This is a genomic window from Staphylococcus sp. Y174-1, from assembly GCF_049897865.1.
In the GTDB taxonomy this organism is placed as follows: domain Bacteria; phylum Bacillota; class Bacilli; order Staphylococcales; family Staphylococcaceae; genus Staphylococcus; species Staphylococcus saprophyticus.
In genome coordinates this window covers 156,227-169,364 of sequence record NZ_JAFCXB010000002.1, presented here as the reverse complement: position 1 = coordinate 169,364, position 13,138 = coordinate 156,227, and the positions used below count along the sequence as shown (strand labels likewise).

At 31.7% G+C, this 13,138-nt stretch carries 12 protein-coding genes; 7 read left to right on the top strand and 5 right to left on the bottom strand.

What is annotated here, in order from left to right:
• Positions 1-94 precede the first annotated feature (94 nt).
• Together ACP7BT_RS07630 and ACP7BT_RS07625 are read right to left on the bottom strand one after the other, a co-directional pair.
• The gene (locus ACP7BT_RS07630; protein ID WP_041079189.1) at positions 95-1,477 is read right to left on the bottom strand and encodes a HAMP domain-containing sensor histidine kinase; all 1,383 of its coding nucleotides are present in this window, start codon (positions 1,475-1,477) and stop codon (positions 95-97) included.
• The gene (locus tag ACP7BT_RS07625) at positions 1,470-2,144 is read right to left on the bottom strand and encodes a response regulator transcription factor (protein ID WP_041079187.1); all 675 of its coding nucleotides are present in this window, start codon (positions 2,142-2,144) and stop codon (positions 1,470-1,472) included. Before ACP7BT_RS07625 ends, ACP7BT_RS07630 begins: the two co-directional genes overlap by 8 nt.
• A 154-nt stretch (positions 2,145-2,298) precedes the next feature.
• Between ACP7BT_RS07625 and ACP7BT_RS07620 the strand changes: the two genes are divergently transcribed.
• Positions 2,299-3,351 (top strand): ABC transporter permease, encoded by a 1,053-nt coding sequence (locus ACP7BT_RS07620; RefSeq protein ID WP_041079185.1) that lies wholly within the window; start codon positions 2,299-2,301, stop codon positions 3,349-3,351.
• Positions 3,351-4,019, top strand: coding sequence for an ABC transporter ATP-binding protein (locus tag ACP7BT_RS07615; RefSeq protein ID WP_041079184.1), 669 nt, complete (start codon positions 3,351-3,353; stop codon positions 4,017-4,019). The genes ACP7BT_RS07620 and ACP7BT_RS07615 overlap by 1 nt, the downstream gene beginning before the upstream one ends.
• Positions 4,020-4,205: 186 nt before the next feature.
• Here ACP7BT_RS07615 and ACP7BT_RS07610 read toward each other — a convergent pair whose 3' ends face one another.
• Positions 4,206-5,177, bottom strand: coding sequence for a YdcF family protein (locus tag ACP7BT_RS07610; RefSeq protein ID WP_041079183.1), 972 nt, complete (start codon positions 5,175-5,177; stop codon positions 4,206-4,208).
• 225 nt (positions 5,178-5,402) lie between these two features.
• Between ACP7BT_RS07610 and ACP7BT_RS07605 the strand changes: the two genes are divergently transcribed.
• From ACP7BT_RS07605 to ACP7BT_RS07595, 3 genes are all read left to right on the top strand, one after another.
• Positions 5,403-5,867, top strand: a complete 465-nt coding sequence (locus ACP7BT_RS07605) for a MarR family winged helix-turn-helix transcriptional regulator (RefSeq protein ID WP_041079181.1) — start codon at positions 5,403-5,405, stop codon at positions 5,865-5,867.
• A 277-nt stretch (positions 5,868-6,144) separates the two neighbouring features.
• Complete coding sequence (locus ACP7BT_RS07600) at positions 6,145-7,530, top strand: TcaA NTF2-like domain-containing protein (RefSeq protein WP_011302497.1); 1,386 nt, start codon at positions 6,145-6,147, stop codon at positions 7,528-7,530.
• Between the two features lie 210 nt (positions 7,531-7,740).
• Positions 7,741-8,964: a multidrug effflux MFS transporter gene (locus ACP7BT_RS07595; RefSeq protein ID WP_041079179.1), complete on the top strand. Its 1,224-nt coding sequence runs from the start codon at positions 7,741-7,743 to the stop codon at positions 8,962-8,964.
• Positions 8,965-9,048: 84 nt separating this feature from the next.
• On the opposite strand, the gene ACP7BT_RS07590 is transcribed toward ACP7BT_RS07595, so the two are convergent.
• Entirely contained in the window at positions 9,049-9,597 is a 549-nt protein-coding gene (locus ACP7BT_RS07590) for a TetR/AcrR family transcriptional regulator (protein ID WP_041079178.1), read from the bottom strand.
• 129 nt (positions 9,598-9,726) lie between these two features.
• Here ACP7BT_RS07590 and ACP7BT_RS07585 point away from each other — a divergent pair, with 129 nt between their 5' ends.
• Together ACP7BT_RS07585 and ACP7BT_RS07580 are read left to right on the top strand one after the other, a co-directional pair.
• Positions 9,727-10,374, top strand: coding sequence for an HlyD family secretion protein (locus tag ACP7BT_RS07585; RefSeq protein ID WP_011302500.1), 648 nt, complete (start codon positions 9,727-9,729; stop codon positions 10,372-10,374).
• A gap of 12 nt (positions 10,375-10,386) precedes the next feature.
• Positions 10,387-12,282, top strand: coding sequence for a DHA2 family efflux MFS transporter permease subunit (locus ACP7BT_RS07580; RefSeq protein WP_041079176.1), 1,896 nt, complete (start codon positions 10,387-10,389; stop codon positions 12,280-12,282).
• 96 nt (positions 12,283-12,378) lie between these two features.
• On the opposite strand, the gene ACP7BT_RS07575 is transcribed toward ACP7BT_RS07580, so the two are convergent.
• Positions 12,379-13,014 carry a hypothetical protein gene (locus tag ACP7BT_RS07575; protein ID WP_002482503.1) on the bottom strand — a complete coding sequence of 212 codons (636 nt, stop codon included), beginning with the start codon at positions 13,012-13,014 and terminating at the stop codon, positions 12,379-12,381.
• Positions 13,015-13,138 lie beyond the last annotated feature (124 nt).

Here is a 13,138-nt window from a genome sequence, read left to right as displayed (position 1 = left end):
TCTTTTATTCATATTAAATTAGGCCGAGACATCAAAATGTGTCTCGGCCTAATTCATTGTATGGGTTGTAAATGTAGGGCATCGTTTTATCGAATTAACTTATTGTCTTAGGCACCTTTTTGAATGTGATTGTAAAGGTCGTTCCAGCATTTTTTTCACTATCTACCGTTATTGTGCCATGGTGCAGTTCAAATATTGCTTTTGCTATCGCTAAACCGAGGCCATTACTATTATCATGATTACTTGACTTGTAGAATCGTTCAAATATACGAGCTTGTGTTTCGGCTGACATGCCTTGGCCGTCATCTGTAATTGTACATGTAATTGTCTCTAAGTTTTGTGAAAGTGTGACGTCAACCATGCCACCCGTTGTTGAGTATTTTATCGCATTGGTAATCAAATTTTGAAAGGCTTGATGTAATAAACGTTCGTTACCATTCATACTAATTGTTTCTAAGTCTGACATTAAAATTAAATCTTTTTCATTGGCAGAAAATTGCTCATGTCTAATTATTTTTTTAATCAACTGATTTAATTGAATATCATCATCAAAGTCTAAATGCGCGCCATTATCTATCTCTGATAACAGTAACAATGCTTTTGTTAATTCACTAAGTTGTGTTGTGACTTCATATATTTCTTCAATATATTGCTCACGTGCATCATCCGTTTTAGCAAACTTTAATAAATCAAGTAGATGATGAATATGAGTTAGCGGTGTTTTAATTTCATGCGATACATTTTGAACAAAATGTTGTCTCATATCGTCTAATTGTTTGAGAGATAGGCGCATTTTATCAAAACGATATTGTAATGTACCAAATTCATCTTTACGTGTTACATGAATGACCTCATCAAAGTTACCATGCATCAATCGTTCTGTAGCACGTTTCAACTGTTGTATCGGTTTGATAATCGCATAAGTAGATGAAATAACCAATATAATTGAGAAAAGTAGTAATAATGTGATTAGAATCGCAAGAAATATTCTAAATTCACTAAATGTTTTGCCAATGTCAGGACGCATAAAAACAGCATATGTATGTTCTTTAGATTGATAAGCTATACCAACGGTATTTTTCGTTGTATTCTCAAAAAAACCAGTGATAATAGGGTTATAGGGTAAATTTTTAATACCATGATAATCCTTACCATGTAATACAGATTCAGCTGTTTTTTTGCTAATATTATCTTTTCTGAATTCAGTGCCATAATATGTACGATGGCCATCTTCAGAAATTGTCATCACTTGATAATTCATCTCTCCCAAGTGTTTGAAAAAGGGTGCAGATGCTTCAATCCTTGATTCTTTTTGATATTGAATTGAATCCTTTAATGTGCGCATGATTTTAGCGTCGTTATTTTCTTTTAAGTAGTTATGATAAATAATATTAGTACAGAGAAAACTAGCAACTGCAGAGAATATCATAACAGTGATAGTGTAAATGGCTATTCGTGTATAGAGTGATTTAAACATGATCATCCACCTTATAGCCCAATCCTCTTACAGTATGAATCGTTACAGAAGCATCTATTTTTTCAAGTCGTTTTCTCAAACGCTTAATATGAACATCCACTGTACGTTCATCACCTTCATAATCAAAGCCCCATATTTTTTCAATTAATGCATCACGATTAAAGACTTGCCTTGGATTAGAAGCAAGTAAAAAAAGTAACTGAAATTCTTTATTAGGTAAATTCATTGATTTTGATGAAGATTGAATTTCTAAATAGGATTGGTTTAATGTCAGATTACCGATTGAAACTTCGTTATTTATATTAACATTATAACGTTTAAGTACCGCTTTAATTCTGAACATCAATTCCTTACCTTCAAAAGGTTTTGTAACATAATCGTCTGTACCTGTTAAATAAGCTTGTTCTTTATCACTTAAAGCATCTCGTGCAGTTAACATAATGACCGGAATATCGAAATCTTCTTTAAGTATTTTACATAATTCAAATCCACTCATTTTTCCCATCATCACATCTACAATTGCAATATCAACTTGATGTGTTTCAAGATAAGATAAAGCATTTTCTGCACTAGATTGGACAATTGTTTCGAAATGCTCTCGTTCAATATATTTCGAAACATATTCTAATATTTTTGGGTCATCATCGACAATTAGACAGGTTGTCATACGCAAGGTCTCCTTATTAAGTATTATGATTATTATAAATGTAACACTTCGACGATACAATTTATAATAATGAAATAATTTAGATGCGTTCATATTGAGTTCACATTGATAGCATAAACTCCAAATATAAGTTTTAAAGAAGGAGTTGGAAATAATGAAATTAGCATGGCAAGAAATCAAATATTATAAGTTTCGCTATATTTTAATCATGCTCATCATATTATTGTTAGGTATTATGGTGTTATTTATAAGTGGATTAGCTCAAGGATTAGCAAGAGAAAATATCTCAATGTTAGACAACATGAAATCCGAAAAGTATGTTTTACAAGATAATAAGCAACCACAAATTGAGAAGTCGATTATTAAACCAGAACAACAAAATAAAATTGAAGATATTACAGGTCAAGAACCATTAAAAATGGCACCTCAAACATTAAAGATTGATAAAAATGAAGAAGACGTCTTAATGATCAATACGGTTAAAAACGAAAAGCCTGAATTAAAAGCAGGGCATTATCCTACTAAAGACAATGAAGTGGCAATTAATAATAAACTTACTGCTGATGGCATTAACGTAGGAGATAAAATTAAACTTAAAGATGGTAAAGTATTAAAAGTATCAGGTGTACTCAATGATACGATGTATTCACATAGTTCAGTTGTGATGATGAGTGATAATGGATTTAACACATTAAATAAACAAGCTAGCACTATTTATCCAGTTAAAGATTTATCAAAATCAGAGCAAGGGAAAGTGAATGATATTTCTGGCGTGAAAGTATTTACAGAAAATGACATAACAAGTGAAATTCCAAGTTATCAAGCAGAACAAGCGCCATTAAATATGATGATTGTAAGTTTGTTTGTTATTTCAGCGATTGTACTTAGTGCATTCTTCTATGTTATGACAATTCAAAAAATACCAGAAATTGGAATATTAAAAGCGATTGGTATGAAAACAAAACACTTATTAAGTGCATTAATTATTCAAATATTAATTACGACGATGATAGGCGTGATTATATCAGTTGCTATTATTACGGGATTGTCATTCTTAATGCCAGTATCTATGCCATTCCATGTCACAACATCAAATCTACTGTTAGTTGTAGGTGTATTTATTATTGTTGCTATAATTGGAGCAATATTATCATTTATCAAATTATTTAAAGTAGATCCTATCGAAGCAATTGGAGGTGGAGAATAATGAGTTTACAAGTTAAAGATATTAAAAAATCATTTGGTAATGGCCAATCAGAAACTCCTGTATTAAAAGGTATCAATTTCAATGTGAATGAAGGCGAATTTGTTATTCTTAATGGTGCATCTGGATCTGGTAAAACGACATTATTAACTATTTTAGGTGGTTTACTTTCACAAAGTAGTGGAGATATTTTGTATAATAATCAACCTTTATTTACTAGAGATAGAAAGGCTTCAGAATTAAGGTTAAATGAGATTGGCTTTATCTTTCAATCGTCTCACTTAGTACCATATTTAAAAGTAAAAGCACAATTGGCAACGATTGGTAAAGAGGCAGGAATGACTATGAAAGAAGCTAATCAAAGGGCAGAAACTTTACTAAAACAAATAGGACTAAACCATCGCTTGACTGCCTTTCCTCATATGCTGTCTGGTGGGGAGAAACAACGTGTGGCAATTGTGAGAGCACTAATGAATCATCCTAAAATTATCTTAGCTGATGAACCGACTGCAAGTTTAGATGCGGAACGTGCGACGGAAGTTATTGAAATGATCAAAAATCAAATTAAAAGTAAAAAAATGATTGGCATCATGATTACTCATGATAAACGTTTATTTGAATATGCTGACAAAGTCATTGAATTAGATGATGGCGTTATTCCCAATGCCTAAATGATAGATGTGTTATTTTAGATGCAATGCAATAGGGCGTTAAGATAAAACGGAATGTATACTTAAAGTATTTAATTTATTACATCCGCAAATAGTATAAATAAAAATCTGAGACACTTAGTGATGTCTCAGATTTTTTATTCACTCAATGACGCGTAGCGATACAGTGTTCATATTTAAAATATGTTATAAAGGGATACTTGGAATAAACCAATATGCGATTATGCATATGAAAAACAAAGCTGCAAAATAAACCGTTAATAATAATTTATATTGATACATTAATGCTAAGAAATCACGAATTAATGCAATTTCAAAAAAATGATAAGGTGTATGACTTCCAACTCCAGTTAATTTTAAATTGAATTTTTGTCCAAAGCGTAAAGCACGCATAATATGAAATTGACTTGTGACACAGACAATTTTAGGGACACATTCGAAGTGGCTCTCAATGAGTGATTTAGAGAATTGGATATTCTCTGACGTACTTGTGGATTGATCTTCTAACATAATACGATTTGATTCAACACCATGATGTATTAAATAGCGCTTCATGGCTAGCGCTTCGGAGATGGGTTCATCGGGACCTTGTCCGCCGCTCACAATAAACTTAGCATTTGGTTGTTGTATATATAAAGTTAAAGCACGATCCAAACGGCTAGCTAACATAGGCGTTACATTTTCTGTAAATATACCAGCACCTAGGACAAGTATGACATTGAAGTCAGGTTTAATATTCAGATTTAAAAAGTTCGACGAACACATCATGTAGCAAATAAAAGTGAAAAGCCCGCTAAAAGATATAGCTGAAATCCATAGAAAGATAACGTTAATACCAATAGGAATCAAACTAATGTAAAAGCATGCAAGCGTGAAAACAACGAGTTTAAAAGCCACATAATAGAGACGTTTTAAGAAAAGGGCACTCATGCGATTTTGCATTAAATGCTTATGTTTGATGTGTAATAATAGAGCGCCTAAGGACATGACAACAAGAATATCTATAGGTAGCGTATGCTCACCAATATGTATAATAATGACAACATAACCTAATATTACCTGGGAAATATATATTGAAAGATGTGCCGAATATTTGAAGTTAAAAAACATACACAAATATGTAAATAATATCATAATACATAAAGCCAAAGTTAACATACCCAATGCCTCACTTCCGATTTTTATAGTATATTAAATGTAGTGTAATCTTTCGAAATAAGCAAATTTAATTATTAATACTAAGGTAACCAAGTAAAAATATGAATTAATATAAGTATAAGTTGCGAGTTTTAACTTTTATACATAATAAAATATTGATATCATTAACATAATATAAAAAAACAAAAATTAAATGATTTTTAATGGAACATTGAGGTGGCAGGTATGGTAAAAAATTTAGGTAATCATATTGAGTTTATGGGAGAGTTCATTGATGATGTGAATACATTGATGGCGAAGTTACTGAAAGCATTGAGAGAAGAATATAAAATTTCAAAAGAACAAGCTAACGTGATTTTGATGTTAGAAAATGAAAAAGCAATGACTTTGACAGCAATTACAGAGAAACAAGGGGTTAATAAAGCAGCAGTAAGTCGAAGAATAAAAAAATTGATACAAGCTGAAGTTGTAGAATGGGATAAAGCCGAAGCACATACAGATCAGCGTTTAAAATATATTAAGTTAACGGAAAAAGGTAAGCAATTTAATCGAGAAAGTAAATCTATCATCAACGATATCGTAAGTGACATGTTGCATGATTTGTCAGATGAAGAAATCGAACAGGCGAGATATGTGCTCGAGATTATTGATCGTCGACTAAAGAATTTTAATTTAAAAAACCACGCATAAATTTAGTTGACGTAACATACGATGAGTAAAAAGCAATCTTAAATATTGATTATTGACGTTATTGTGTCAATGCTACTTTAATCGTGTTATTGGACTAACGATGTATATCATTTTTAGCATGCGTTACATATAATAAGGTAAGTAGAATAAAATAGGCAATTTATGTTTGCATATTGGATTAATTAAAGTAGCAACAGCAAGCTTACATATGGTTTCATTTTAATGTGTGTTAAAATAATGTGATGATGTATGAATTTAGAGATAAAGAGGTGATAGAATGCGAAAATGTCCTAAATGTGGGGGGAATATGAGAGATAAACAAAGTAAGTGTGGCCATTGTGGTTATGAAGTCACTGACAATCACTCAGAACAACTCACGCGTTCATTAAAAGATAATAAAAAAAGCGCAAATATAAAAGCACGTAAAATTATCCCCTGGGGAATTGCATTCTTTATCATTATCTTACTTATTATTATTTTCTTCTTATTAAAAAACTTCAATTCGCCTGAAGCACAATCAGAGTTGCTTATAAATGCAGTCGATAATAATGATACACAAAAGCTTTCCACAATCCTAAGTACACAAAACAATAGTGTGGATGAGACAGAAGCAACCGCTTATATTAAATATATAAAAAATGAGGTTGGGATGGACAACTTTGTAAAAGATGTGAATCAAAAAATCAAGAAGTTAAATGAGAGCGAGACCAAAGAAGCGGATTTTGTCACTGCTAAAAATGGAGAAAATGTATTGAGAGTTAGTAAAAATGGAAGACGTTATTTAATTTTTGATAACATGAGTTTTACGGCTCCTACTAAAGAAGCTATCGTCAAACCTAAATATGATGCGACATATAAATTTAAATCTGATGATAAACAAAAAACAGTCACTGCTGAAAAAAATAAAACGACAGCAATAGGTAAATTTATTCCAGGTGATTACTTACTAGAAACTAAAAAAGAAACGGCTAATGGCCAATTTGATGGTCAGTTAAAGTTTAATTTTAATAATAGTAATAATGAAACGATAGATGTCAGCGAAGATTTTAACGAGGCATATATTCAAGTTGAATTAAGTGGCGCATCAGAAATAGATAAAGACACTGTAAAAGTAAAAATCAACGATAAAACTTACGATTATGCTAAAGCAAAAGAGATTGGTCCATATCCAAAAACAAATGATATTACTGTTTCTGCTGAAGGCGAAGCTAAGAAGAAAACATTTAAGTCAGCTGAAACGACAGTGAAAACAGATAATCTAAAAGATAAAACAAAAGTAACATTAAATTTTGATGATGATGAAATACAATCCTATGTAGATAAAAAAGAAAAAGAAGAGAATAGCTTTAGAAATAAGGTGACTAATTTTTTCGGTAATTTCACTACAGCGATGAATAGTGCACATAGTCAAAGTGATTTTTCTTTAGTATCATCTTATTTGAAGAAAAACACAGATAACTATAAGTCGACTAAAAGTGATGTGAATTCAAACCGTTTATTCTTTATACAACAACCACAAATAACAGAAATCATTAAACAAGGTAATACATTTTATGTAACTGGACAAGCTTTGAAAGAGAATGGTCAATATGGAGAAGTTGACTATCAATTACAAGGTGATGGAGATGCAGATAATTTAAAAGTAGTTAAATATTCAGAGTAATTAATAAAGGTATTTAATTGGTCTATATTATTGTAAGACCATATAATATTAAATAATTGGAATGAGGAAGAACGAGGTGCTTTTAACCTCGTTCTTTTTGTATAGAGAAATGAATATACAAGCAAGTATTTAAAAGTGGTAAGGTTAAAGCTATAATGGTGTTAATATGTATAAAATGATAAGAATAGAATTATTTTTAGGAGAACTTAAATGACTAATAAACAAACGCAGCACAAACAATCATTACTGTTTGTCATTATTTTAGGGGCTTTAACAGCAATCGGCGCTTTATCTATTGATATGTTCTTGCCTGGCTTACCTCAAATACAATCAGATTTTAGTACAACAACTTCAAATTCACAATTAACATTATCTCTATTTATGATTGGTCTCGCTTTAGGTAATTTATTTGTTGGTCCAATCTCTGATGCGATAGGTAGAAAAACGCCACTTGTTGTAGCCATGTCATTATTTACATTGGCAAGTATAGGTATTATTTTCGTCGATAATATTTGGCTCATGATTGCTCTAAGATTTGTTCAAGGTTTCTGTGGCGGTGCAGGTGCAGTTATATCACGCGCGATATCTAGTGATTTATATAGTGGAAAGCAATTAACAAAATTCTTAGCTTTACTTATGCTAGTAAATGGTGTGGCGCCGGTCATAGCACCTGCTCTAGGTGGCGTTATATTATCGTTCGCTACTTGGCGTATGGTCTTTGTTATTTTAACGTTGTTCGGTGTTTCAATGGTCATTGGCTCACTATTTAAAGTACCAGAATCTTTGGAATTAGAAGAACGAGACAGTCCACATCTTGGTAGTATATTTAAAAATTTCAAGCAATTATTAATTACGCCCAGATTTGTATTACCAATGTTGATTCAAGGTGTAACATTTATTATGTTGTTTAGTTACATATCTGCTTCGCCATTTATTACGCAAAGTATTTATCAAATGTCGGCGCAACAATTTAGTATTATGTTTGCAGTCATAGGTATCAGTTTGATTATTTCTAGCCAATTGACTGGTAAAATGGTTGATTATATAGATCGACTAACTTTGTTAAGAATTTTAACCATAATACAAATTATTGGTGTAGCAGTCGTATCGATGACGCTAGTCATGCATTTATCAATGTGGTTGTTATTTATTGGTTTTGTTATTCTCGTAGCACCAGTTACTGGTGTGGCGACATTAGGCTTTTCAATTGCAATGGATGAACGCACTGGTGGTAACGGCAGTGCATCTAGTTTATTAGGATTAGTTCAATCCTTATTAGGTGGACTTGTTTCGCCTTTAGTCGGCATGATGGGTGAAGACAGTTATATACCATATATTACCATTATTATGATAGCTGGTATTTTGCTCATTATTTTGCAATGTATCAATTATTTTGTGTTTAAGTATATACCATCTAAAAATAGTATTGAATAATTAAAGCGGTCGAGACACGTCTCATGTCTCGACCGCTTTAATTATTTTAAAATGTTATGCTTATGCGCAATAACTCATATGATATTAGCGTCTAAGTTTTATAGCGTTTGCTAGTAAAATTTGTGCCAGTTCATTAGGTGTTTCGATACACTCTTCACGTATCCAAAAGTATATAATACCAATTTGTCCGCCAATAGCATATGTGACAAATTGTTTTTTCTTCAATACTGTCGTGTAATCGACAAGCATATTCGTATACGTCTCTTTAGTGATTTTTACATAATCCGTAAACAAATCTCGATTAGGGTGTGAGACAAATATGGCATGGAAAAATCCATAGTGACGTTTAATATAAGTTAATATGACTTTGAAAAATTGATAGAGTTTAAAATGATTAATTTCATTTTTATCGAAACTGAAGTATAGTGCATTTAATAATTTTTTATATTTTTGAAGATGATATGTTTGAATCGTAGATAAAAGATCATACTTATCTACAAAGTAATCGTAGAAGGTCGTTCGATTAATGCCACTATAAGCACAGATCATTTTAATAGTAATGTCTTCAAAAGGATGTTCTTCTAGCAAAGTAATCATATTTCGAATAATTTTTTCTTTAGCTTTCTGTTTCATTATATCTCCTTCAAAAATTGCATACAATAACTTACCCGACACATTTTATAGAAGTGTCGGTGTTTTTTTAAATGTTATGTATCTATAATATATAAAGTGAATTTTAAAAGCAAATAGGAGGAAAGAGTAATGAAAAAAATGGTATTAATCAACATCGTTACCATTGTAGTTCTTGTGATTATAGGAGTAGTCGGTTTCCATTTTTATAATCAAGCTACAGGATTTGTAAGTACTGATAATGCGAAAGTAGATGGAGAACAAATTAAAATATCTGCACCAGCATCAGGTGAAATCAAATCATTCGATGTAAAAAACAATGAAAAATTAAATAAAGGTGATAAAGTTGCAGAAATTGCAGCTAAAGGTGAAGATGGCCAATCACAAAACATGGACGTTAAAATGCCACAAGATGGTACAATCGTAAAAACAGATGGTATGGAAGGTTCAATGGCGCAAGCAGGGACTCCAATTGCTTATGCTTATAATTTAGATGATTCTTACATTACTGCAAATGTTGATGAAAAAGATATTGCAGATGTTGAAGAAGGCAAAGATGTAAATGTAAAACTTGACGGCGAAGACGCTGAACTTAAAGGTAAAGTAGAAGAAGTTGGTAAAGCTACAGCTTCAAGTTTCTCAATGATGCCTTCATCAAACACTGATGGTAATTATACAAAAGTATCTCAAGTTGTACCTGTGAAAATTTCACTCGATTCAAAACCATCTAAAAATGTTGTTCCAGGAATGAACGCTGAAGTTAAAATTCATAAAAATTAAGGGGGTCTTTAAATGACAATGACCTTCATTATAATTTACGTAGTCATAGCGCTCATTTTAGTTGGGTTACTTAATGTTTTTCTAACTAAAAGAAAACATAATAAAGTAAATCAACAAGTGGAACAAACAAAGCATGAAAGTCATGTTTCTAATGAAAATTATCAATCTAAATTTAAAGTGAACGATACGGAAGATTCTCAGGAATCATCCAAGGAGTCAAAAGCAACGAACGAAGATGTTCGTGAAAATAAAGATGAGAATGATGAATTAAACACATTTTCTACTGATATCAATGATACAGAAGTAGAACAACAAGATGATTCAGATCATGAAGCGATCAATCCTAATTCAGAAGAAGCTAAAGTAAATGAAAAATTAAAAGAAAAGCATAGTACATTTATGTTTGGTAAAGGTACGACCCAAGGTAAAGTATTAATTGCGATGATCTTTGGTATGTTTATAGCTATATTAAACCAAACTTTACTTAATGTAGCGTTACCGAAGATAAACACAGATTTCAATATTTCAGCTAATACGGGTCAATGGCTAATGACAGGATTTATGCTAGTAAATGGTATCTTAATTCCAGTCAGCGCCTACTTATTTAATAAATATTCGTATCGTAAGCTATTCTTAGTTGCGATGACATTATTTACGATTGGTTCTTTAGTCTGTGGACTGTCTGAATCATTTACAATCATGATGGTAGGTCGTGTATTACAAGCTATTGGTGCCGGTATATTAATGCCGTTAGGTACAAATGTATTTATGACAATTTTCCCACCTGAAAGACGTGGGGCAGCGATGGGTACGCTTGGTATCGCTATGATTTTAGCACCAGCGATTGGTCCAACATTATCTGGTTATATTGTTGAAAATTATCATTGGAATGTTATGTTCTATGGTATGTTCATCATTGGTTTGGTATCTTTAGCCATTGCTTATATTTGGTTTAGAGTATATCAAGTAACAACAAATCCAAAAGCCGATGTACCAGGAATTATCTTTAGTACGATTGGTTTCGGTGCGTTACTTTACGGATTCAGTGAAGCAGGTAACAATAGTTGGAGTTCACCTATCGTAGTCATTTCCTTAATATTAGGTGTTATCTTTATTATTGCATTTGTCATCAGAGAACTTACAATGCGGGTGCCTATGTTAAGTATGGAAGTATTAAAATACTCAGGATTTACGTTAACAACAGTCATCAATATGATCGTTACAATGAGTTTATTTGGTGGTATGATTCTTTTACCACTTTACTTGCAAAACTTAAGAGGCTTTACCCCAATTCAATCAGGTCTGTTATTACTACCTGGTGCCTTGATTATGGGTGTTATGGGTCCAATTGCTGGTAAATTATTAGACACAATTGGTATCAAACCATTGGCATTAGTAGGTACTGCAATCATGACTTATGCTACTTGGGAATTAACGAAATTAAATATGAATACGACTTATGGTCATTTAATGCTTATTTATATTATTCGTTCTTTTGGTATGAGTTTTATTATGATGCCAATTATGACAGCTGGTATGAATGCATTACCACAGAGATTAATTGCACATGGTAATGCCTTATCAAATACATTAAGACAACTTGCAGGTTCAATTGGTACGGCGTTATTAGTGACAGTGATGTCTACACAAACAACGCAATATGCTGCAGGTTACGCACAAGATTTAGATAAAACGAACCCATTTATTAAAGATCGTTTACAAGAAATGGCGCAAGCGTTAGGCGGCGAACAAATGGCAACTTCACAAGTGCTAGAATTTGTTCAAAAACTAGCTTCTATCAATGGTGTCAATAGTGCATTCTTAATTGCAACAGCGCTAAGTGCACTTGCATTTATTTTAAGTTTATTCTTAAAAGGTAAAGATCACTATATGTCTAAAGAAAATTAAATCATATTTTTTGATTAACATAAAAGCCGCCTCCAACTTAAATGTTGGAAGCGGCTTTTTCTTTTACAGTATGTTTTTAAATAGATGACGATAAGCTTATTTACGCACTATACGATTTCTGAAAAACATGCTAATTAATACGAGCGCGATACTACATCCTAACAATGTAAAAGCATTATGAATTGCATCAGCTTCAGTTAAGATTTGGGTAGGTTTAACTGAAATATAATATTGATTCATTGAGTCTGAAATTCTAGAAGCAATATTTTTAATTAGATAAGAAAAACCAAATGTAATGACTAACATAATCGCGATGACAAACATATTTACTACTTTTAATACGGTTCTGTTAAATAGTAAAGTAAAGAAAGTTAAGACTAAACTTAAAATACAGGCGATAAAGAACACGTAAAATACTAGGATTAATCGATCGATACTCGTTTGTAAATTATCGATTGAGGCGACATTAATATTTAAGTTAGAAATATCATTTATAGTAGTTTGGAAATTAGTGAGTTTATGAAAATTGATTGTCTCTTGCGCGAAGACTAAATTAAAAATAGGTTCCTTAAACATGCTATAACCCGTTATGGCCATTAAAATAAGGACAATAATCTGGATAAGCATACTTACCCAAGACTTTTTCTTTTTTTCAAAACGCATCCCACGTTGCATGGGTTCACTTGTTAGGGTATGTTCAAAATCTTTAAATTGATGGTTCTGTTCTGCCATAGGATACTCCTTTCATTACTGTAGAATGCTACATCTAAATATTTTATGACTTTTGTTTCTATTTTGTTATAATATGCAATAACTGTGATAACTAGTTATTGATAGATTCGATTATTAGGGAACT